The following is a 23,400-nucleotide window of genomic DNA, read 5'->3' as shown; positions in this document are numbered from 1 at the left end:
TGGTTCAGCAGTACAGCTGTCGGAACAACAGGATGGGCTGTTTCTTTTGGCCACAAAGTCTCTAAGCCACCAAGTGGTTTTTTATGGGGTTTTGTGGCATGCTTCTTTTTAAATTGACTACTGGAAGTAGGGTAGATTTAAAGTTTGTATTAAGTCAAGAATTAATGTGAAAGATTTAAAAGTTTATACAAAAAGCATTTTTTTATATAAAAAATGACTATTTCTTGTTTGTTTAAAATTTTATATTCATCTTAGTGTCATCAATAGGGATGAAGGAAAAAGTCGTTTGTCTCCCTTACGATTTGGATTGTTTAGTATGTTTCATTTCACAATGGTAAGACATGAATATGGAGCTGAATAGTGGCGTTTCAAGTACTGTTTCGGGAATAAAAGCCGGATTATTTGAAAAGACCAAAGATGTGTTGAATTACATTCCAATAATGGAAAAGGAGTTTAGCCGGGTAGAGAGCATTATTGGTAATGAGCTTACACCAGAGGCAGCCTATTTTTATTATGACTTTTATGAGATGGCCCTAGAGCTAAGGGAGATCCTAAAAGACACGGATGCGTTTAGGCAGGATGTGGTGCAAAAGGAGTTGATCGAGAGGACAGTAAATGTCTGTCAGGAATTGGAAGATGATAAGTTGTGGTCTTTACTGACCGGTGTGGTCAAAGTGGACCATGTGGATCGGGGTTATTTGGAGAAAAAGATAAAGGATAAGACCATTTTAAAAATATTAAGAGCACTTAAAAGTTCTTTTCGTTGATTTTTTTATATGTCAAACTTGGTGAAAAAAAAAGGTTCAGGGATTTTTTCTGGACCTTTTTCCTTTTACTGACCCATGATAGAGGTTATCGGACTAGCAGAATTGGATTTTAGACGGGTCAAGTCATTTTTTTGGAGGAATAATTGCCTACACACTTAATTATAATTGCTTTTGTCTACTTATTATTGGAATAAAGCGCTGTTTGTTTGAATTGGGTTTTAGCGTGAATTTATAAGCGCTAGGATGCTATTTGCTGCTAAAACAATAAGGTTATTTTTGATGTTTACCATGGGCGTTGCCCATGGCTAAGGATGTTACGCCCCTTCAGGGCTTTTTTTAGGCTACTTGTCTTTTCCAGTTTAACCCGGATTATGTGTTAGGAATCGTAGTGAGAGCTGAAATTGCAAGTGGTATGAAGTTTAGTTTAATAAATAAAATTATTTTTAGTAAGTAGGGGGAATAGCATTTGTAAAAAATGTATTTGAACAACATAAAATTAATGGTCAAAATACCCTATTTAGGGTATTTTTTATTTGGTAAAATTTATTATAGGTCTTTTGAGTTGTTTTTATCAATTGTTAAGTTATTGGTAAAAAGTATATTATGTAGGTGATTTTCATTGCATTTTTAGAAATCTCTAGTTACTTTTATCCAAATGGCTGACTTTCTAAAGAAGTAGGGAGATATTTCAAAAAAATTGAAATTTTCCTGTTTTTTATTAACTGATTTGCTGTTCGTTGGTCAAATACTTGTTTTTCAAGTATTTGTGATTAAAATTAAAAATTAGCTAAATATTCTATAATTAATTAAATATTTACTAAAACTAAGTTATATATGCTAATAACTTCTACAAACGGATTTTTGTCTGTAGTGAATAGTCCACTTGATGTGGATCATTTACTAGTGAGGGCAAAGTGTAAAACTGATTTGTCCCGTCTATTTGATGAAAGAAGAATTTATCCAATTGAACATGACACGTTTTCATTTGGAGTTTCTATCTGCAAACAAGAGTTTGCTGATACCCTGATAAAAATGATCAAATGCATTGATTACACTAATTTTGAATCAGGAATGATTACTCTTGATTGATTTTTTTAGAGTTTACCATGGGCGCTGCCCATGGCTATGGGTGTTAGGCCCTTTTAGCACTTTTTATATGCTACTTGTCTTTTCCAATAAATAAGAAGTATCTTTAAGGTATAGGGGCTACAATCTTTTTAATCCAAAATAGTTATGAAAATCTCCTTAGCTTTTGATGTCCATGGTACCTTGGTGGATGCTTCCAGTGTGTTGGAGCCTTTAGCATCTTATGTAGGAGGGGAGGCAGCATCATTTTTTGAAACGTGGAAGTATAAACAACGGGAATATGCTTTTCGAAGAAGAATGATGGAAGATGATGTGGATTTTTCGCTCTGTACACGACAGGCTTTGGACTATGCTTGTCTTCGTCATAAGGTAGAGATCCCAGAAGAAGGAAAACTTGCATTGTTTGATTTTAGTAAACGGTTGCCAGCTTATCCCGAAGCTAAAGTGGCACTGGAGAGATTAAAGGAAATGGGATTTAAGCTATTTGCTTTTACCAATGGTCCTTTGGATGAAGTAAAGGAGTTGTTGAGGCATGCGGAGTTGGAGGATTGTTTTATGAGTATCTACAGTGTGGAAGGCTCTCGGACATTTAAACCTGACCCAGCAGTATACGAAAGTTTCTTGAGGTCAAACCATACAGGGCACCGGTTTACTTGGTTTATTTCGGGGAATTCGTTTGATGTAATAGGTGCCAAGAATATTGGGCTCAAAGTAGTGTGGGTCCAGCGGACACTGGATTCGATAATGGATCCTTGGGGAGTCTCACTTGACCAAATCGTTAAGAACCTGGATGAACTGGTCGCTTTTTTCAGGGATAAATAACAGGCCTGCTGCTAAGGATAAGGGGAGATGGTTTGGGAGCGAGATGCCTTTGCTCCAGATATAATGATAGTGGGTTAGTGGGGACGAGCGGGGCTAATTTCTTTGGTGGATAGTGTTTATGTTTGGCGAATGCCTTTCCATTTTATTTGTCCCCATCCAAGTCTTGTGAAGTGTTAAGTGAGGCAAGGGAATCCAAGCGATATTTTTTCTTTTTATGATTAACCGAACAGTATCCATTCCGAATGTATGGCAAATAGTTTTTTTTAAAAATGATTTTAACCGATCATCACCAATTCAAACATTTGTTTAAAATCAGAGAACTTTGGCCGATCTATGATGGTTAATGAGTGAGGATAAGAAGAAGGTCCTGAATTTTTGTGAACCTATTAAGATGTTCGTAATCAATGAATTGACTAAAGGTGTTGTGTGAGAGGCGAGGCAGTGTGGTGAGCGCAAAATCAAAAAAACAAAAAAAACAGTTCAGTCTGGAACTAAACTTCATTAAATTCGATTGAATGTTCATTCGGTTTATTGGGAAGCAGTAATGACAAAGAAAGAGAAAATACTGGAGGCTACGCTGGAGTTGATAAAGGATCATGGATTTCACGGTTGTCCGATGAGTATGGTGGCCAAAAAATCCAGTGTAGCGGCTGGGACCATTTATCATCATTTTGAGAACAAGGATGACTTGATCATGGAGCTTTACCATTATGTGGTGGGACGACTCGTAAAAGTAGCTGAAGCGGAAGACGATGTAGAACTTGATTTTAAATCCAGGTTTATGCGGTTTTGGCATACGATGAAGCGCTTTTATATCACAGAGACGTCTTTTCAGCGGTTTTTAGAACAGTTTTACAGCTCTCCCTATTTTACAGAGGGTATGCAAGTGAAAGACAATCCATGGTTTGTATGGATGCGGAGGTTTTTTGAAAGTGGGATAAAAAGTGGGGAGCTCAGGACAGGAGCTAGGCCGGAGATTCTTTCTATCATGGTTCATGGTAGTATCGTAAGCTCGGTAAAGGTGGAGATTCATCATAATAAAAAAATAAACAAAGACGATATCAATCTCGGGGAGATTGCTGAGATCGTTTGGGATGGTATTAAGGCACAGCCTTCATAGTGCTGAGCTTCAGTTTTCCAGCACTTTCGCCCCTTACCAATATGCGTCGGGACAGGTTATTGTGATTCCTAGTGAATAATTTGGGGTGAATAGGCAAGTATTTTCTATCAACGATAAAGAAAAAATAATTCAATATTAAATAGGTATTTAATTAAGTGTTTTCAATCAATAATTTTATGAAAATGAGAAATCGTGTACTCTTGTGGCTGATAGCGGGGTACTTGTTTTTGCCTGGCGTCCTTTATGGACAGGAGGTGATAGGGAACCAGGGGCAATTGACGTTGACATTGGATCAGTGCATCCAGTTTGCGCTGGACAATGGGCCTGCGCTACAGCAGGCACTGCTGGATGAGGAGATTGGTGATAGGGAAATCAAGTCCAGTCTTTCTGGTTGGTATCCGCAGGTGTCTGCATCTGCTTCAGGAACAAAAAACATCAAATTACAACAGCAAATTATCGGGGACCAGCTGATTACTTTTGGCCAAAATTACAATTCGACTGTTTCACTGCAAGTGGACCAAAACCTGATCAATAGGGACCAGATATTTGCCGGCCGGACATCCAAGTATGTCAAGAGGCAATGGGAGCAGAATAAAACCAATGTGGAGATAGCTACAGTGGTGGATGTGAGCAAGGCATTTTATGATATCCTATTGACCTATGAGCAGTTAAAGATCATCGATGAGAACCTGCTACGTCTGGAGAAACAGTATAATGATGCCAAGAGTCGGTATGAATCAGGCTTGGTGGATAAGACAGATTACCAAAGGGCGGCCATTACGCTTTCGAACACCCGAAGCAACAAACGGAGAGCAGACGAAAGCGTAGATGCCAAACTGGCCTATCTCAAGCAACTAATGGGCTATCCGATAGATGCGCAGCTTTCTCTTGATTACAATTATGAGGCGATGGAGCAAAAGGTCTTTGCAGATACCACACAGATCATGTTGCCTGAAAACAGGATTGAGTTTCAACAGATCCAAACGGAGGAGAGTTTGGCCCAGCTGAACACAGGGTATCAAAAGTGGTCCTACCTGCCTACCCTTACCGCAAATTATAATTATAACTGGCTGTACTTTAATAACTCCTTTTCCCAGCTATATGACAGGAGCTATCCGACCTCTGGACTAGGACTTACCCTTTCCCTGCCGATTTTCCAAGGTGGTAAAAGGCATCAGGATATTAAGATCGCAGAATTGCAGCAAGAAAAAGTGGTGGTGGAAAAGCAGAATTTGGAGAAGCAGATCAATACAGAGTACAAAACTGCAATGGCCAATTATAAGAGTGATCTTTATGAATGGAGGACGATCAAAGAAAACATGGAGCTTGCCGAGGAAGTGTACAATATCATCAAACTGCAATATGATGAAGGCATCAAAGCCTATGTCGACCTGATCGTTGCAGAAACGGAATTGAGAACAGCTCAATTGAGTCATTTTAATGCCATGTACAGTTTAATGTCCAGCAAGATCGACCTGGACAGGGCATTGGGAAATATAGAAATCAACTAAACAGTAAATAATCAATCGGGAAATGAAAAAGTTTTTGTGGATAATTTTCGTTGCGGGAATTTCAGGAGTGGTGAGTTCTTGTGGTTCCGAAGCTAACACGCAAGCTGGCGGTGGTTCGCAGGCTGTTTCTGTGCGTGCCACTAAAGTGACGAGCAGGCACGTTACTGGGCTGGATGTATACCCAGGTACGGTGGTGCCGCTTAATGAAATTGAGGTAAGACCACAGGTGAGTGGTTATATCAATGAGATTTTTGTAGAAGATGGCCAAGAAGTGGTCAAAGGACAAAAGCTCTACGAGATCGATAGAAGTAAATACCAAGCTGCTTACGAACAAGCTCAGGCTACTTTAAAAAGCGCCAAGGCCAATCTGGAAAGAGTAAAAAAAGACCTTGCCAGGTATGAATCTTTGGATAAGCAGGAGGCCATAGCCAAGCAGCAATTGGATTATGCGAGAGCAGATATATTGACAGCTGAATCCCAAGTAGCCTCTGCCGAAGCGCAGGTGAGAAGTACCTTGACCGATTATAATTACTCTGTGATCAAGGCGCCTTTTGATGGGACTGTGGGGATATCACAAGTAAGATTAGGTGCCCAAGTATCTGCTGGACAGAGCCTTCTCAATACCCTTTCGTCCAACGATCCTGTAATGGTGGATTTTGTGGTCAATGAGAGAGATGTAAGGAGATTCAGTAAAATGATGAAGAATGAACATCTTTCTGATTCGACGTTTACCATACAGTTTGGTAAAAATGACGTCTATGGTCACCACGGAATACTAACGACCATTGACCGTGCTGTAGGCAGGCAGTCAGGAACCATCAATATGCGTGTGCAATTTCCGAATCCAGATCGTGACCTGATTCCCGGAATGACCCTAAATCTAAGGGTGCTAAATCAGGACATTGGTAACCAAATCGCGATACCGTACAAAGCCGTAACCGAACAAATGGGGGAGTATTTTGTCTATGTGATCGGAGAGGATAGCACGGTGCATCAGCAAAATGTCCAGCTAGGTACCAAAGTAGGAGGAGATATCGTGGTCAGAGAAGGGCTTAAGTCCGGTCAACAAATAGTAGTGGAAGGAATCCAGAAACTACGAGAAGGCGCCAAGGTACAGATAGATGCCTGAGCAAAACCAATCCTTTTAAAACGCCAAAGTAAGATAATTTTATGATATCCGAAGTTTTTATTAAACGCCCGGTGACGGCGATGGTGATCTCCATAGTCATTTTATTGGTAGGGGCCATCTCTATTGTCAACTTGCCGGTGACGCAGTATCCAGATATTACACCACCGGTGGTGTCCGTGGCGGCTAATTATACCGGTGCCGATGCCCAAACCGTGGAGCAGACAGTAGCGACGCCGATCGAGACACAAGTGAACGGTACGCCAGGAATGGCTTATATCAGCAGTACCAATACCAGTACGGGGCAGATGAATATGAACGTGACCTTTGACGTGGGGACGGACATAGACATAGCTACACTGGATGTACAAAACCGTGTCAGTATCGCTGAGCCACGCCTCCCTGAAGCAGTAAAACGGCTTGGGGTGACGGTACGTAAAAGGAATCCAAGTATCATGATGGTGATCAGTTTGTATTCACCTAAGGGTACCCACGACACCAAATTCCTTTCAAATTACACTAACATTTTTGTGAAGGATGCCCTTTTGAGGGTACCGGGTGTTGGTGATATCAATGCGATTGGTCAGGATTTTAGTATGCGGGTTTGGTTAAAGCCCGATAAACTTGCCCAGTATAATATTTCTACGAAAGAAGTCACAGCAGCCATCCAAGAGCAAAACCTTCAGGTGGCTGCCGGTACGGTGGGAGGAATGCCGCAATTTGACTCGCAGACATTCGAATATCCCATTACCGTAAACGGGAAGTTGGAGAGAAAGGGCGAGTTTGAGGATATAATCGTTCGTACAGATCCGACTACGGGTAGCTTGGTCTACTTGGAAGATGTCGCCAGAATAGAGTTTGGAGAATTTGATTATGGGAGGTTTTCTACGGTAAACGGTGAGCCGGCAGCGATCTTGTTGGTGTATCAGGCACCGGGCAGTAATGCCCTTGATACAGCCGAAGGTATTTATAATGCTCTTGATGAAATGAAGGCCACTTTCCCCGCAGATATGGATTATGTGGTTCCATTTGAGTCGGTGTCTGTGGTACAGGTGTCTATTGACGAGGTGCTGCATACGTTGGTGGAGGCCCTCATCTTGGTGATTGTGGTGGTGTTCCTTTTCCTGCAAAGCTGGAGAGCTACATTGATTCCTATTTTGGCCATTCCAGTTTCCATAGTGGGTACGTTTATTTTCTTTATACCACTTGGGTTTACCATCAATACCCTGACGATGTTTGGGTTTGTCTTGGCGATCGGTATCGTGGTGGATGATGCCATTGTGGTGGTGGAAGCTGCCCAACATTATATCGATTCGAAGCGGATTTCAGCCAAAGAAGCCACATTGCTGGCAATGAAGGACATTACTGCCCCGGTAATTGCCATTGCCTTGATCTTGGCTGCGGTATTTATCCCGGTTGGGTTTATTCCGGGTATTGTAGGGAGGATGTATCAGCAGTTTGCGATAACTATTGCGATTTCCGTATTGATTTCCGCCTTTGTGGCCTTGACGTTGACACCGGCCCTGTGTAGCTTGTTGCTGAAGCCTATGGAGGTGAATAAGGATTCCAAGGGACTCAATAAGCTCTTTTATAAATTCAATAATTGGTTTGAAAATATCACCAGTTCCTATGGAAATGGAGTGAAGAAAAGTATCAAGGCCAGCCCGTTGGTACTGATCATACTGGTTTGTATTTATGTGGGTACTATTGGATTGTTCCAGGCTAAGCCGACAGGGTTTTTGCCTACGGAGGATGAAGGTAGACTGTTCGTTTCTTTGGAGCTGCCCGAAAGTTCTTCTACTGGGAGAACAAGGGCCATTATGGACGAGATGGTGGAGATGATTACCAGTACAGACGGTATTCGAAATGTCACGGGAATCGGTGGACTAAATGCGATCAATTTCTCCTTTAAATCCAACAGTGGTACCTTCTTTATCCAGATGGATCCTTGGGAGGAGCGTCAGGATGTTTCAAAACAACTCTATGGATTGATCGGTCAGCTTAACCAGAAGTTTGCAGCGATCAAGGAGGCCAATATTATTGTGGTGCCACCGCCGGCCATTCCCGGACTTGGACAGACAGGCGGATTTAGTTTTATGCTTGAGCAACGTTCTGGTGGTGACATCAAGGAATTTGAGCAGGTGGTTGGGCAGTTTTTGGGAGCCGCTAACCAGCGACCGGAAATCGCTATGGCCTACAGTTTCTTTACAGCTAAGACTCCAGGCTACCATGTGACAGTGGACCGGGAGAAAGCCAAGAAGTTAGGTGTGGCCATATCAGATGTCTTTTCTACCATGTCCACTTATATGGGTAGTTCCTATGTGAATGACTTTACCAGGTACGGGCGTAATTTCCGTGTAGTGGCCCAGGCAGACACTGCATACCGGATGGATATCAAAGACCTGGATCAATATTATGTGATGAACCAAAAAGGGGAGTCGGTTCCATTGGGCGCCGTGGTGGACTACGAGGTGGTCGAAAATGCTCCTGTTATCAACCATTATAACCTCTTCCGATCCACGGAAATCAACGGTAACGCCGCAGAAGGGTACAGTAGTGGTCAGGCCCTGGCTGCTCTCGAGGAAGTGGCTGATGAAGTATTGCCTGCGGGATATGGATACGATTTCTCAGGACTGAGTAGGGAAGAACTTGCTTCCGGCAATACGACCATCCTGATCTTCGCCTTGGCGATTGTTTTGGTGTCCCTGTTATTGGCTGCGTTGTATGAAAGTTGGTCTGTGCCATTTTCGGTATTGCTTGCCTTGCCATTGGGGGCATTTGGAGCGATTTTGGCCTTGACGTTTTTGCCAAAACTGGACAATAACGTTTATGCGCAGATCGGTTTAGTGACATTGATTGGTCTGGCTGCCAAGAACGCCATCCTTATCGTGGAATTTGCCAAGGAGCGGGTGGATGCAGGTATGCCATTGCTGGCGGCCACTATCGAAGCCGTCAAACTGAGGTTGAGACCTATTGTGATGACTTCACTTGCCTTTATCCTTGGGGTAGTTCCTTTGGCGCTTTCAAATGGCGCCGGGGCGATCGCCAGACAGACTATTGGGTGGACGGTGATTGGAGGGATGTTGGCAGCGACATTCTTGGCCATTTTTGTCGTTCCCGTACTTTATGTGGTGATTACTAAAATTGCCTATGGTAAGAAACAATTGAAAGAACTAGAAAGCAATTATAGGCCTGAGGCCTGATAATCAGGTAGAATAATAGGTTAAAATAGCCTGGCATGCGAGCAAAACTCGCGATGTCAGGCTATTATTTTTTAATTATTATTAAAAAAAATGACTTTTAAATACATAAATATGTATATTGTGTTTATATTTATGCAGGTAAGTAACAGGAGAGCCTTCAGAATCCATTGGTCATTTCACTTTTGATACTGATTTCTACAGAAATTTTAAGTCATCGAAACCAGTGGTTAGTAGCTACTCGATGCTTACAATGCATGTAAAAGTCGATATGACAAAAATTGTTAATTGATTAAGTTTTTATGTTGTAACTCTCCAAAAAAGAAAAAAAAAATATGGGAGAAGTAATCTATCATCACGGGACTGCAATGAGTAAAAAAAATTCAAACCTAGAGAACCACCACTCTGAACACGAAGACCTTTTGATCAAAGACGCGCTCTTTGTCCGGGATAAAGGCTGCCTTCGGCGTGTAAAGTTTAAAAACGTACTTTGGCTAAAAGGTGATGGGAACTACACTACCTTGGTCACGAAAGACAAGGTTTATTCACTGCGCAATATCCTTAAGGAGTTTGAAGCCATTTTGCCAGAGGAAGAATTTGTAAGAATACACAAATCCTACTTGGTAAGACTGGACAGAATCACTACGATATCACCTAAAGAAGTGACGATCGAGCAAGAGCGTGTTCCTGTTGGAAGAACGTATTATCAGAAGCTTATTCACGGAATCAATAAGTTGGGCGCTGGAGCTTAGGCTTTTTTATGGTGCCAGAGTAGACTACTATCTCCATAGCTTAGGAACCTATAATCATGTGACAGGGCTTCGCTATAAATCTTTTGCCAGTGGCCTTTTGTAAAAGCGGCCACGAGTAGGATGAGTGTTGATGCTGGTTGGTGAAAGTTGGTAAGAAGGCCGTTACACACCTTGAATCGATAGCCTGGCATGATGAAAATTTCAGTGCTTCCAGTGATTTCATTGAGATTTTCTTCCGTCATGTGATCCATAATTGCCCGAAAACTCTCTTCAAAAGAAGCCTTTTTCAGTCGCTGCTGATAGGGGTATAGCTTTGGGATGAGGAAGTCTTTTCCGTCTCCATTAAGTAGTTTTACACCATACCAGTAAATACTCTCCAAGGAACGCATACTGGTCGTGCCCACGGCGACTATATTACCTTTGTGTCCTAATAAGTACTGGATATTTTCTTTGGAGACGACCACCTGTTCGCTGTGCATGGGGTGGTGTGTGACGATTTCATCTTTAATAGGCTGAAATGTGCCCGCTCCGACATGGAGGGTCAGGTAGTCCGTTTTTATCCCTTGATCAGAAAGGGTTTTGAGGATTTCATCGGTGAAGTGTAGACCGGCAGTGGGGGCTGCCACAGCGCCTTCCTTTTTAGAATAGACGGTTTGGTAGCGGGGTTTATCTTCACTGGTGGCTTTCCTGTTGAGGTATGGCGGGAGGGGCACTTCGCCAGCTGCTTCCACCACAGCGGCAAAGGGCAGCTGCTCATCTTCCCAATTGATCGTTACTTGACGATCTGTACGGTTGGCTAGGGAAGCGGTAATGGTGAGTGGCCTATCGTTTATCAAGACTTTTCCTGTGAGTATTTCACCGTCTTTCCACTTTTTTGAGTTGCCGATCATGGCCTGCCAAGTGACTGAGCCAGTGTGCTGCATGATTTGATTGATGACGGTGGATGGTGCTATTGGCTGTAGGAGAAATATCTCTATCCTTGCGCCCGATTCCCGTTGAAAAATAAGCCTTGCCGGAATTACTTTTGTATTATTGAACACCATCAATGTGTCGGAAGGCAATAGTTCTGGTAAATCATAAAAGTGGTGATGGCCTATTTTTCCGTCTTCAAAATGAAGTAATTTTGATCGATCTCTTTTTTCTAGGGGAAACTTCGCGATGCGGTCTTCCGGTAGGTGGTAATGATAGTCGGAGAGCTTGATGTCAGGAGTGATGCCCATCTTTGGATGTCTTTGATGTTGTATTTAAGTGTCTGGGAAAGGGTATTTACAAGTGATTCCCTTAGCTTTGTTTTTAGGATGACAAATATACGGTATTACTATCAGAGATAAACAATATGGAGGAAAATCCGGTCAAAGTAGACGCTGAGTGGCAAAAGTACACGTTGGATTTTAAGTTTGATGCGGGCACTTCCCGGGGAGTGCTGAAGACCAAGGATTCGTATTTTTTGAAAATATGGAGACCAAGCGAAACGGGAGTCGTGGGCTGGGGAGAAGCCGGTCCCTTGCCAAAGCTGAGCCCCGAAGACGGTGAAAACCTTGCGGCCGTGATGGACAGCTATGTGTACCAACTTCGTAAGAGCACCATCCCTTGGTCAGAGGAAGGAATACTGGATTTTTGTAGCACCATGATTGGTAAGGGCTTTCCCAGTCTGCGCTTTGCCTTTGAAACAGCATTGCTGGACTTGTACCATGGAGGTAAGAGAAAGTTGTTGGACAATGCGTTCTATGATGGCCAAGAACAGATTTCGATCAATGGATTGATCTGGATGGGCGACACGGACTTTATGTTAAAGCAAATAGAGGACAAACTGGATCAGGGTTTTTCTTGCATCAAAATGAAAATAGGTGCGATCAATTTTGAAGAGGAATGCCGGGTGCTCGGTTATATCCGTAGTCGGTTTTCCAAAGATAACATCACCTTGCGAGTAGATGCCAATGGGGCTTTTTTGCCGAGTGAGGCGATGGATAAACTCCGCCGATTGGCCGCATTTGACCTGCACAGCATCGAGCAGCCAATCAAGGCGGGGCAGTATGAGGAAATGCGGCAGTTATGTGCCTCAAGTCCATTGGACATTGCGCTGGATGAGGATTTGATAGGGATCGAGGAGGTAAGTGATAAGGCTGCCTTGTTGGACACTGTTCGGCCGCCATTTATCATTTTGAAACCCACCTTGGTAGGGGGGATTCGTTCTACACGGGAATGGATTGCTCTAGCCGAAGAGCGTAATATTGGTTGGTGGATGACCTCTGCCTTAGAGAGTAATATCGGGCTTAATGCTATTGCCCAGCTTACGTCTGCTTTTCAAGTGACCTTGCCACAAGGCTTGGGAACGGGGCAATTGTACCGTAATAATGTTCCTTCTCCATTGACCATTGGGAACGGTAGTCTTTCCTATCATCCCGAAATGGGCTGGGGAGATATTTAGCAGCAGGTAAGGGGTAGCCTGTCTTGCTGCCTTCGAGACTTTGTGGCAAAAAAAAGTAGGTCACTAAGACACAATAACGGTTACTAGTTGTTCCCACAGCTGTGCTGCGGAGCCACGTAATTTGAGCTTTTAGCTCAGTACCACCTTTTGATGTTTACCATGGGTGTTGCCCATGGCTAAGGATGAGACGCCCTTTCAGGGCTTTTTTATGCTACTTGTCTTTTCCAATTTAAGCACAAAATCAGCGCAAATCATAATCATCTGCACCATCAGCGTCCCATCAGCCCCTCAGCTTTTCCGCTTGATCCGTTAAAGCGCTACCAATAGGACCCAAAAAACAAAAAGCTATCAGCCGGAGCTGATAGCTTTCATAATAATGACACTAAATGCTATATCTTATGATAATTTTACATTCACGGCATTAAGACCCTTTCTTCCTTCTTTAAGGTCGAAAGTCACTTCGTCATCTTCTTTAACTTCATCTACCAAACCGGTGATGTGTACGAAATACTCTTTTGATGACTCATCGTCAATAATAAATCCGAATCCTTTAGACTCGTTAAAAAATTTAACTCTTCCTGTGTTCATAATAATGATAATAAATGATGTTTTAATTAATAAATCAAAGGTAGTGATTGTTTTTACATTTGCACTATTTGAATAAAATATTTTTTTGAAAGTTAAATTGCAGTTAATGTTTAATTCATGTCAGATGGAGATTATTGATCAATATTTTATTGATGTTTTTTATTTAAATACGTAATTTTTTTTCTAATATATTTGAATACGCATGGTGTTGTTTTTGTTATAGTTGGTCTGGCGGATTTTTTAACAATCCTGAAATAAGTTTATTATGGTCCGTTTTAGGTAATAAATATTTGTTGATCAATGGGAAATAAATTTTTTCTTTTACAGAATCGGCAGTTATTTGCCCAACATAAAGAAATAGACAGGTCGATGAATGGCTAGTTCAGCATTGGTTTTTTTGATAATGCCAGATTGAGGGTTTCTTTCATAAGCCAAGATGACATCTGAGTTTTGATTGCCCACAAAAACAAAATTTTCATCCGGTGAAAGTGCAAAATTCCTAGGGGTCAGTCCACCAGAAGTGATGGCTTGAATTTTTTCAAGTGTTCCGGTTTGTTCGTTGATTCTAAAAACAATGATCTCATTGGAGTCGCCACGGTTAGAGGCGTATAGGTATTGGCCGTCCTTGGAAATCCTTATCTCAGCGGCGCCTTTCTCACCATTAAAGCCTTGAGGTGTAAGCGCATAACTGTCCAAGAAAGTGACCTTTTTTTCATCCAAGTTATAATCATACAGGCCTACTTCTGACGTCATTTCGTGGATGAGGTAGATTTTGTCACCTGTATGATTAAAGATCAAATGACGAGGGCCTGATCCTGCCTTTACACTGAAGTGCCTTGGGTCAGAAGTAGACAATGGCTGCTCCCTGCTAGGGTCAAAATCATAGACATAGACCTTGTCCGTTCCTAGGTCTGACACAAAGAGCTGTTTTCCATTAGGGTGAAAAACGAGGCTGTGCACATGCGGGGAAGTTTGTCGGTCTTGATTGATACTGGATCCTGAATGACTAATGGTTTGAATAGCTTCGCCCAGCATCCCATCATCTTGGATGGGTAAGACAGCCAAGTCGCCACTCCCGTAGTTGCCAGCGAAAATGTATTTTTCATCTGGGGACAAGGTTATATAGCAGGGGCCACTTCCTTTAGTGGAGCTGGTGCTGAGTTTTTTGAGGGTATTGGCTGCTTGGTCAAACCTGAAAGAAGATACACTGCCTCCTTTTTCCCCTCCTTCTTCCTGCACGGCAAAAACCAAATCCCTTTTTTGATTGGAGATCACAAAGGAAGGGTTGTTAATGTCGCTTTGTATCAGCACAGAATCAAAAGTGTGGCTTTCAGGATAAAAATTGATCAGATGAAAGCCTTCATCCGGTTTTGAAGTGTAAGTGCCCAGCCAGAAGGAGATAGGAGTGGGCTGAGTTTCCGTAGCTGATTGCTTGGCGTTTTCATGGGTGGTGGACCCACATGAATAGAGTGTGACCATAATACACAAAAGCAAGATATAGGAGGGTGATTTCACGATTTGTAAAGTGTTTTTTGTTTGATGAAGGTAAATATTATTTATTAATGATTCCATAGGTTTTTATGCTAATTTGCATAGGATTGATAATCTGTGTGTTGGTGGCTCGGCATGCAAGGAAGGAATTTCTAGGCTGATTTGAATAATAAAATAAAACAAGCAATGTTTTGTTGATTCATCGGTAAAACCTGCTTTTTTTTATAAAATAATCAATAAAGATCGTGTTTTTGTGAATTATTCATTGTAAATTAGGGATGTTTTTGATTAAAATGTTTTTATTTACAGATATTTTGATTAAATTAAAATTTTCAAAAAAAGTAACCTTAGACCATGTCAAATACCTACCAGACTGAAGTAGCCAAACGGTTTACCATTTACAACAGTTTATTTCTAGACCTGCCATTTGATGACATTTATAGGACAGGGACTTTGCTCCCGATCTTGTCTTCTGAATGCAAGAAAGGCTTCACTGAGGGGAAAACCCCAAAAGAGATTATCAATTCATTTTTTGAAGGCATGTTGGCCTCTGATTCATCCAAGGAAAAACACAATTTACTGTTTCAGCTGGTTCAATATGTAGAAAGACAGGTTGTTCTTTTTGACTCTATTGAAGATGCTGCATTTGAAAAAATCAACGATGTGAAAGGTAAAGGTACCATGAACGCGTTGATTTCCAGGGTGGAAACAGATAAGAAGAAGGCAGAGCTGATCGAGAAGTTAAGGACTTTCTCCATTCGTCTTACCCTGACGGCCCACCCTACGCAGTTTTATCCTGGCAATGTATTGGCCATCATTACTGATCTGGAATCGGCTATCCGTAAGGATGATTTGGGCAGCATCGATGCTTTGCTGAGGCAGTTGGGCAAGACGGCCTTTATCAATAAAGAAAAACCGTCTCCTTATGAGGAAGCAGTCAGCTTGTGCTGGTTTTTAGAGCATGTATTCTACAAGAGTATCCCGGATATCATGGCCAGGGTGCTTAGAAGGCTTGACATCCCTCTTCATGAATGGGATAACCCTGACCTGCTCAAGGTCGGCTTTTGGCCAGGTGGCGACCGTGACGGTAACCCGTTCGTGACACATCAAATCACCATGGATGTGGCTGATAAGTTGCAGGAAACTATTCTTAGGTGTCTGTACCGGGATGTCAGGAAGGTGAGAAGGAGAATGACCTTCAAAGGGGTAGAGTCCCTGATGCTGGAGGCCGAAAACGGTATTTACAAAACCCTTTATGGAGGAGAAAAAGTATTGAAGTCAAAAGAGGACTTGTTGAAGATTCTTTTGAAAGCCAGAGAGATCATTATCGAATCGCATGATGGACTGTTCTTGGATATTCTGGATGAGTTTATCCTGAAGGTGAATGTGTTTGGATTTTATTTTGCATCCATGGACATGCGCCAAGACAGTAGAAAACACGCAGCGCTATGGGAAGAAATCATCGAAGTGACCCAAGGAAAAGATGCGTTGAAAAAATACCAGGAAGGTAATGAGGAGGAGCAGATCAATACGATTCTTTCTTTCAAGGAATTGCCAAATCCGAAGTCACTGAAGGATGAGTTTCATCAGGAAATGCTCGAAAGTATAGCCTCTATCAGCTATGTGCAGGATAATAATGGTAGCGAAGGGCTACATCGATATATTATTTCCAATTGCCAATCAGAGCTACACATACTTCAAGTGTACCAGTTGAATAAGCTTACACTGGCTCCGAAGGGAGACCTGAAGTTGGATATCGTACCGCTTTTTGAAACCATCGATGACTTGGCAGCAGCGCCGGAAATCATGGAGCGACTTTATTCCAACAAAGTATATGCTGCACACCTGAAGGCAAGAGGCAAAAAGCAAAGCATTATGTTAGGCTTCTCCGATGGTACCAAAGACGGTGGCTATATCCGAGCCAACTGGTCTATTTTGCGTGCCAAGGAAGAGCTTACCAACGCTTCCAGAAAGTATGAAGTGAGCGTGGTGTTCTTTGATGGTAGGGGTGGACCTCCTGCCAGAGGTGGCGGAAACATGCACAACTTCTACGCTTCGCTGGGTGACCAAGTAGAAAATGAAGAAATCCAAGTGACCATTCAGGGACAAACCATTAGCGCCAACTATGGCAAGCCGGTTTCTTGTACCTATAACTTGGAGCAATTGCTCAGTGCTGGATTGGAGAATCACTTGTACCCAACCGAAGAAAACAGGCTGACTGATGACCAGAGGGCGTTGATCGATGAAATGGCCGATATCAGTTATCAGGCGTATAAGGAGTTTAAGAGCCATCCACAGTTTGTGTCCTACTTAGAAAAAGTAACCCCGCTCAAGTTCTTTGGTAAGACCAATATCGGTTCGAGACCACTGAAGAGAAGCAAAGGGGAGGCCATGAAGTTTGAAGACCTGAGAGCCATTCCTTTTGTAGGATCATGGGCACAGATGAAGCAAAATATTCCAGGTTTTTACGGAGTGGGCAAGGCCATCACGGAAATGGAAAAAAGAGGCAAAAAGGATCAGGTGACCAAGCTTTACCAAGATTCCCTTTTCTTCCGTTCGCTGATGGGCAACTCCATGCAGTCACTCGCTAAATCCTACTATCCAGCCACGGCTTATCTAAAAGACGATAAGGAATATGGCGGTTTCTGGGAGCTGATGCATTCAGAATATCAGCAGTCATTCAAGAAGATACTGGAGATCTCAGGGATGAATGAGTTACTGGAAGACAATGCAGTAAGTAGCCAGTCTATAGAGATTCGGGAAAAGATAGTATTGCCACTCATCACCATCCAACAGTATGCTATTCAAGAAATGCTGGAAACGGGTAAGGAAGATACGGTCTTGCAGAAACTGGTTCTAAGAACCATGTTTGGTATTATCAACGCAGCAAGGAATGCGGCGTAAGATTTATCAATGACCGATACATAAAAAAATCCCCGATCAGTTTAGATCGGGGATTTTTTTATGGTGTTAATTCTACGCTGTTTTGTTAATTACTTAAGAAATGATGTCAGCATCCAGTGGTGCAGCTCAATGCTCTTGATCATGGCAATCAGCATGTCCTCTGTAGCGGAATCACCTAGCTCTGCTACACTTTCTGCACATTCATTCATGTTTTCTGCTAATACTTCGAAGTCTTTGAGGACTTCTTTTACCATTTCATCAGATGGTAAGTCTGTGCCCACTTCAGTAATATCGGAATGCTCCAAGTAGTCTTTGATCAAACTGAGTGGCGTCATGCCGAAGATCCTGATTCTCTCGGCGATCAAGTCGATATTCTCGAAAGACTCCGTGTACAGTTCCTCAAATTTCTCGTGCAGGTCAAAGAAGTCCCCTCCGGTAACATTCCAGTGGAAGTTCCTGAGCTTTTGGTAGTGTACGTGATAATTGGCCAGTAATTTATTAAGGGATTTTACGATTTTTTCCGATTCTTCGGCGTTATAACCTAATTTCTTAAAAACTCTTTTTTCTGAAGTAATCATAGTTGTGATGGTTTTAAAATTAAACGTTAATGATTAACTAAACTAAAATTTGTGTCATTGGCCAGTTTCGAAATGAAAATGGCTAGCAATGTAAAACAGGTGAAAATCCTTCTGATTTCATCTTGTCTTAGCTGCTTATTTTAAAACATATTCTGTGCCAAGTATTACTTATTTTATACGTAATTCAACCAGCAGGGATGCGGTATTGTTTTGATTTAATATCAATTTGGAATTGATATTGGTAAAAATAACTTGTCTGGATGAGTTGCTGTCCAAATCCCTCAGATAGACTTGCCAGTCTTCTTTCTTCCCCACTTTTTAGTTTACCCCGGATTATCCTTAATAATGTCTGTGCTATTCACATAGGGCATAAGGGAATTCAAGTCCCCCAATATTTCAAAAATCAATAGGCTTTTCCTATTTATGAAGAACCTGCCTCAAGCTAAGACGAAGGATTTCACCCATGTTGTTACAGCCCAAAAAAACAGAGGTTTTATAGTGTTTGGCAAGGTCTTCTTTCAAGCTCTCCACATTTTCGGCGGGCGCAATGATATCCCTTTCCATACTGTAAAGGATATCTTCGATTTCCATGGTAGAGGTCTTCAGCCTAAAAGCGATCAATGCACGCTCTTCGCGCTGGTATTGGGCCATCGACTCAGGAGTGATGTGTTTGATGCCCATCTGGATAAGTGTATTGTTTTGCTTGTAATATTGGGGAAGGTAGACGGTTTTTCGCCCCTCATAGGACTGTTGATCAAAATCAATGGCCCTGATGCGATAGTGGATTTCTTCAAAATCGGGCGTTACGTCTACCACAAAGTTTGAGGAATGCATGTCACCCAAAAGGCGAACAAAACACCGCTCATTGAATTTTACAAATTCTTTTGAAATACGGATTGGGTTCAGCAAGGGATCGTTGGTGTACTGCCTCATAAACTGTTCCCCAGGGATGCCAGCGATATGTTCTTCTATCAATGTATTCTGATAGACCAAGTAGCTTATCCGGTTGGGGGAGAGGAGGTGTTCGAGCTCCAGCCCATATACCCGTGAAGCATCTGCTGTTTTTACATAAAAATAGTCGAAATTATCATTGATGCGATTGACGATCCGCACGCGGAAAGGTTTGGTGTTGCCGTACATACACAGGTCCACCCTGTCCACGTAGAGGTGTTGCATGACGCTCATGTCACCTTCAGCTTTGAGGATGGCATAGATTTTTTTTAGATTATAATGAATGTCCTCACGGTCTTGTTCATTATAAAATACCGTTTCCCAAAGTGTATCGTTCCCTTTGGAGTCATAAAGGGAAATGGAGCTCATGAACCGAAGCAACTCCTGGTAATGTACCGGAATATCGACTTCTCTTCCGTATTTGATAAGGTACTTTCGTAGGCCACTGCTGATCGGATAGATGTGTTTCTTTTTCTCGATCATGGTACTTTATGGTTTTTTAGGCTTGGTCTTCTATCTTATGACCTTGTTGTCGCAATTTCCTGTCAAATAGAAAAGGACCAAAAGGCAAAACAGATGCAATCAATGCAAATAGCGTCCGACGAAATGTCCAGTTAAGGCCTCTTCTGGTAGGAAATACCAGATAAACGTAAACAATAAAAAGGATGCCATGCACCCAGCCCGTGTATTTGACAGCCAAAGGCATATCCATTGTGTACTTGAGCGGCATCGCTATAAAAAGCAGGAGCAGATAGGAAATGCCTTCTGCGTAACTTATGATCCTGAATCTTTTGAGTAGTTGTAATTGGTGTTCGTTATCCATTTTTACTTATTGATATTGAAAAATGCCTGAAGACTGTTCCATAGATTTTTCTTGAGGTTTTGGTCTTCAAAGATGACAGGTAGGCTATCTGCAAATAGGTATTCTACCTCACCATCACTGCTGATTTCATAATTGTTTTCTTTTTGTTGGATGATAGGATGGTTCAAGCTGCCAAATACCAGGATTTTGTGGGGGTTGAGTTGCTGGACAGTATTGACAGGCAAGCTACTCACTTGGGAAGCAGATACCAACGCAATATCTTTTAGGGAATAGGATACTGCCCTGAGTATTTTTAGCAAAAAGCCTTTTAGCTCTTCACTTAGAGGACTGTCCTGATGGATTACCAGTAGGCTTTTTTCAAAGTCTCCTTCATAGGTCAAGGCTACTGATGCACCGGATTCCTCATTGGGCTGTGCCTGTTCAGGTGAAGATCCATCGCTCAAAGACTCACTTGCTGTGGAATGATCCTCAGGTAAATCGTCCGAATAATCCTTGAATTTATCGGCCAATAGTATCTCTTTGGCGTCTTCTGGGATCAGGAAGATGTCTTCCTCTATAAAGAATCCAAGTTTGTCGATGTCCATTTCTTCCATACGGCTAAAATGATCAAAAAATCTCCTGAAAACAACTTTTGTTTGATTTCTCACAGATTCAATGAGTTTTTGGATTCGGAGCTTTTGAGATCTGTGAGGATCGACCTTAAAACTACTCCTTCTTTGCGCCCAATGCCTCTTCTAGACCAAAGATGGATTTAAGTTCCACGGCATCTTTTGGATCCATTCTTTTGGAAAGCACCAATCGTAACTGCCGTCTGCGAAGTGCTCCATCAAAGAGTTCTTTTTCTTCATCAGTGCCAGGCTCTAGTTTGGGGACCTCGATGGGACGGCCGTTTTGGTCCACGGCGACAAAGGTGAAAAATGCCCGGTGTGTCTTGGTTTTCTTATTGGCTGGGATGTCCTCAGCCCATACTTCAATATAGACTTCCATGGAGCTATTGAAGGAGCGTGTTACTTGGGCTTTTAGTGTGACGACATTGCCAAGGGCAATGGGATGCTGGAAAGAAATACTGTCTGCTGAAGCAGTGACTACGATCCTGTTGGAGTGCTTCTGTGCAGCGATAGCACCCACGACATCCAGCCAATGCATCAATTTTCCTCCCATGAGGTTGTTGAGCGTATTGGTGTCGTTGGGCAGGACCATCTCGGTCATGATTACTTCAGATTCCTGTACTCGCTTTGCTTTTCCCATTTTAATTATATTTTTCACGAAAATACAAAATATTTATTCTATATATCAAGTATTTAAGTGTGTATTATGAAATAAAATTCTGAAAATATTTGTTTTGTACTCAAGGTGGCCGGTTCGCGATTTCCATTTCCGGATTGCAGCCTTCGACATGCTCAGCACAGGGGTCAGGATCAGTTTAAACCCGGAATATGCATTAGCCTATCTGTTGCGACCTTAAACTGCTTCAAAATCAGCCGTTTCACTTTAGTTTTCGGCATAACCGTAGCGGTGCTACGCTAATGCCTCCAAACTAACTGATTTTCTTGCAATTTCAGCTCTCACTACGATTCCTAACGCATAATCCGGGTTAAATTGCCCCTCGCCAATTGTCTAATGATGTCAAGGATTTCAAGTCAGGAACAGTTAAGGGTGCCTTAGCGTAGCCGAAGGAGGCTATCCACGGCTACTTCATTCTTGCCTGTGCTGGGGCAGAGACCCCGCACAACTCAGTCACCATTCAGAAACTGATACTTCGTACTTCGTACTATAGACCAAATACTTATAAACTACTTGATAGCGCTACTTACCATCCTTCATGCCCGAGCAGGGGCACAAAAGCAAAACTGTCGTATTCTTCCTGCGTAATTTGCTTGGCGGTTTTCTTGGTCAATTTCATCATTTTTTGGGTTTTTCGGTCGCCCACTGGGATGACCAGAACCCCGCCAACCTTCAATTGCTTCAGTAGGCTTTTGGGCACTACAGGCGCGCCTGCTGTGACGATTATCTTGTCAAAAGGTGCTTTTTCAGGTATTCCAAGAGAGCCGTCTCCTTGGTAGAAATAAGCTTTGATACCGAGCCTGGGAAGGAACTTTTTGGTTCTTTGATACAGGCTTTTGTTATATTCTATGGTATGTACTTCTGCACCCAAAAGATAGAGAATGGCGGCCTGATATCCTGACCCCGTGCCTATCTCCAGTACCTTGTCCCCGGGACGGAGCGCCAACAGTTCACTTTGGAAGGCAACGGTAAATGGCTGGGAGATGGTCTGCCCTTCACCGATGGGGAAAGCTTTGTCCTCATAGGCATGGGAGTGCAGGGCACTGTCGAAGAAGAAATGACGGGGAATCGTGCCAATGGCTTCCAGCACTTTCTTGTCCATGATGCCCTTTCTTTCCAGTGTCTTTACCAGTGCTTTTCGCTGGCCTTTGTGAGAATAGCTATCCTCCAATTTTATCATAATGATAAGTGAACTTATTTGCGTTGAAACTTCTTTTTAATGCTAAGTTAATGGATTAAATCGCTTAATTTTAATCCTGAATGGGCAATTTTACTTATTGCCTGATTTTATGAACGTTAAATTTTAGTCAGAAGATGTTTACCGGTATTGTAGAAACCATGGGCAAAATAGTGGCCATTTCCCGAGAAGGTACAAATATCCATTTTGATATCAAATCACCCATTACGAGTGAACTGAAGATAGATCAGTCTGTGGCGCATAATGGCGTGTGCTTGACGGTGGTAAAGGTGGACGGCGATATTTACAGGGTGACGGCCATTGATGAGACACTCCAAAAGACCAGTCTTCAGGAGTGGAAGGAAGGAACTAGGGTGAACTTGGAAAGATGCATGCCGGCCAATGGCCGTTTTGATGGGCATATCGTGCAGGGGCATGTGGATCAGATCGGTAAAGTGGAACGGGTAGAAAACCAGGATGGAAGTTGGCGCTTTGATTTTTCCTTTGAAGAGACGGTCGGCAATGTAACAGTAGAAAAAGGCTCCATTACCATAAACGGCACCAGTCTGACCTGCTTCAATTCCAAACCGGGAGGCTTTTCAGTAGCCATTATTCCCTATACCTATGAGCACACCAATTTTCACCAGCTGAAAGTAGGGGATAAGGTCAATTTGGAGTTTGATATAGTGGGAAAATACATCCAGCGGATGGTGAAAGGGTATTGACTTTTATTAGTATCAAACAGGTTTAGAGGAAAGAACCAATAGTAAGGCGCAAAGAAAGAAGAAACTG

At 42.4% G+C, this 23,400-nt stretch carries 19 protein-coding genes; 10 read left to right on the top strand and 9 right to left on the bottom strand.

Annotated features, from left to right (window positions below):
* The first annotated feature begins 347 nt into the window (after nucleotides 1–347).
* From DN752_RS02055 to DN752_RS02020, 7 genes are all read left to right on the top strand, one after another.
* Nucleotides 348–767: a hypothetical protein gene (locus tag DN752_RS02055; RefSeq protein ID WP_211324117.1), complete on the top strand. Its 420-nt coding sequence runs from the start codon at nucleotides 348–350 to the stop codon at nucleotides 765–767.
* A gap of 1,233 nt (nucleotides 768–2,000) precedes the next feature.
* Nucleotides 2,001–2,675 (top strand): haloacid dehalogenase type II, encoded by a 675-nt coding sequence (locus tag DN752_RS02045; RefSeq protein WP_112782433.1) that lies wholly within the window; start codon nucleotides 2,001–2,003, stop codon nucleotides 2,673–2,675.
* Nucleotides 2,676–3,219: 544 nt separating this feature from the next.
* On the top strand, nucleotides 3,220–3,795 hold the full coding sequence (locus DN752_RS02040; RefSeq protein WP_112782432.1) for a TetR/AcrR family transcriptional regulator: 576 nt from the start codon (nucleotides 3,220–3,222) through the stop codon (nucleotides 3,793–3,795).
* 176 nt (nucleotides 3,796–3,971) lie between these two features.
* Nucleotides 3,972–5,306, top strand: coding sequence for a TolC family protein (locus DN752_RS02035; RefSeq protein WP_112782431.1), 1,335 nt, complete (start codon nucleotides 3,972–3,974; stop codon nucleotides 5,304–5,306).
* Nucleotides 5,307–5,328: 22 nt separating this feature from the next.
* Nucleotides 5,329–6,435 (top strand): efflux RND transporter periplasmic adaptor subunit, encoded by a 1,107-nt coding sequence (locus tag DN752_RS02030; RefSeq protein ID WP_112782430.1) that lies wholly within the window; start codon nucleotides 5,329–5,331, stop codon nucleotides 6,433–6,435.
* Nucleotides 6,436–6,476: 41 nt separating this feature from the next.
* Nucleotides 6,477–9,635 carry an efflux RND transporter permease subunit gene (locus DN752_RS02025; protein WP_112782429.1) on the top strand — a complete coding sequence of 1,053 codons (3,159 nt, stop codon included), beginning with the start codon at nucleotides 6,477–6,479 and terminating at the stop codon, nucleotides 9,633–9,635.
* 332 nt (nucleotides 9,636–9,967) lie between these two features.
* On the top strand, nucleotides 9,968–10,384 hold the full coding sequence (locus tag DN752_RS02020) for a LytR/AlgR family response regulator transcription factor (protein WP_112782428.1): 417 nt from the start codon (nucleotides 9,968–9,970) through the stop codon (nucleotides 10,382–10,384).
* Here the strand turns inward: DN752_RS02020 and DN752_RS02015 are convergent.
* Entirely contained in the window at nucleotides 10,381–11,604 is a 1,224-nt protein-coding gene (locus DN752_RS02015; RefSeq protein WP_112782427.1) for an S-adenosylmethionine:tRNA ribosyltransferase-isomerase, read from the bottom strand. The genes DN752_RS02020 and DN752_RS02015 overlap by 4 nt on opposite strands.
* A 116-nt stretch (nucleotides 11,605–11,720) precedes the next feature.
* On the opposite strand from DN752_RS02015, the gene DN752_RS02010 reads away from it, so the two are divergent.
* Complete coding sequence (locus DN752_RS02010) at nucleotides 11,721–12,812, top strand: o-succinylbenzoate synthase (protein WP_170134439.1); 1,092 nt, start codon at nucleotides 11,721–11,723, stop codon at nucleotides 12,810–12,812.
* 396 nt (nucleotides 12,813–13,208) lie between these two features.
* Here DN752_RS02010 and DN752_RS02005 read toward each other — a convergent pair whose 3' ends face one another.
* Together DN752_RS02005 and DN752_RS02000 are read right to left on the bottom strand one after the other, a co-directional pair.
* Nucleotides 13,209–13,400 (bottom strand): cold-shock protein, encoded by a 192-nt coding sequence (locus tag DN752_RS02005; protein ID WP_015267483.1) that lies wholly within the window; start codon nucleotides 13,398–13,400, stop codon nucleotides 13,209–13,211.
* 336 nt (nucleotides 13,401–13,736) lie between these two features.
* Nucleotides 13,737–14,972: a lactonase family protein gene (locus DN752_RS02000; RefSeq protein WP_245949426.1), complete on the bottom strand. Its 1,236-nt coding sequence runs from the start codon at nucleotides 14,970–14,972 to the stop codon at nucleotides 13,737–13,739.
* A gap of 273 nt (nucleotides 14,973–15,245) precedes the next feature.
* Here DN752_RS02000 and DN752_RS01995 point away from each other — a divergent pair, with 273 nt between their 5' ends.
* Nucleotides 15,246–17,795, top strand: a complete 2,550-nt coding sequence (locus DN752_RS01995) for a phosphoenolpyruvate carboxylase (RefSeq protein WP_112782425.1) — start codon at nucleotides 15,246–15,248, stop codon at nucleotides 17,793–17,795.
* 89 nt (nucleotides 17,796–17,884) lie between these two features.
* Here the strand turns inward: DN752_RS01995 and DN752_RS01990 are convergent, their stop codons facing one another.
* The 6 genes from DN752_RS01990 to DN752_RS01965 all read right to left on the bottom strand — a co-directional run bounded on the left by DN752_RS01990 (nucleotide 17,885) and on the right by DN752_RS01965 (nucleotide 22,611).
* Entirely contained in the window at nucleotides 17,885–18,373 is a 489-nt protein-coding gene (locus tag DN752_RS01990) for a Dps family protein (protein WP_112782424.1), read from the bottom strand.
* A gap of 417 nt (nucleotides 18,374–18,790) precedes the next feature.
* A complete protein-coding gene (locus DN752_RS01985) occupies nucleotides 18,791–19,807 on the bottom strand; it encodes a hypothetical protein (protein ID WP_112782423.1) in 1,017 nt (338 codons plus the stop codon).
* Nucleotides 19,808–19,823: 16 nt separating this feature from the next.
* Nucleotides 19,824–20,147, bottom strand: coding sequence for a DUF3817 domain-containing protein (locus DN752_RS01980; protein ID WP_112782422.1), 324 nt, complete (start codon nucleotides 20,145–20,147; stop codon nucleotides 19,824–19,826).
* Between the two features lie 2 nt (nucleotides 20,148–20,149).
* On the bottom strand, nucleotides 20,150–20,794 hold the full coding sequence (locus DN752_RS01975) for a hypothetical protein (RefSeq protein WP_245949425.1): 645 nt from the start codon (nucleotides 20,792–20,794) through the stop codon (nucleotides 20,150–20,152).
* Between the two features lie 58 nt (nucleotides 20,795–20,852).
* Nucleotides 20,853–21,395 (bottom strand): acyl-CoA thioesterase, encoded by a 543-nt coding sequence (locus DN752_RS01970; RefSeq protein ID WP_112782420.1) that lies wholly within the window; start codon nucleotides 21,393–21,395, stop codon nucleotides 20,853–20,855.
* Between the two features lie 562 nt (nucleotides 21,396–21,957).
* Nucleotides 21,958–22,611, bottom strand: a complete 654-nt coding sequence (locus DN752_RS01965; protein WP_112782419.1) for a protein-L-isoaspartate(D-aspartate) O-methyltransferase — start codon at nucleotides 22,609–22,611, stop codon at nucleotides 21,958–21,960.
* Nucleotides 22,612–22,745: 134 nt separating this feature from the next.
* Here DN752_RS01965 and DN752_RS01960 point away from each other — a divergent pair, with 134 nt between their 5' ends.
* On the top strand, nucleotides 22,746–23,333 hold the full coding sequence (locus DN752_RS01960) for a riboflavin synthase (RefSeq protein ID WP_112782418.1): 588 nt from the start codon (nucleotides 22,746–22,748) through the stop codon (nucleotides 23,331–23,333).
* The last annotated feature ends 67 nt before the right edge of the window (nucleotides 23,334–23,400 follow it).

The sequence above is a fragment of the Echinicola strongylocentroti genome, from assembly GCF_003260975.1.
GTDB lineage: Bacteria > Bacteroidota > Bacteroidia > Cytophagales > Cyclobacteriaceae > Echinicola > Echinicola strongylocentroti.
The sequence above is the reverse complement of the archived record's forward strand: the minus strand, read 5'-3'. Positions and strand labels throughout refer to the sequence as shown.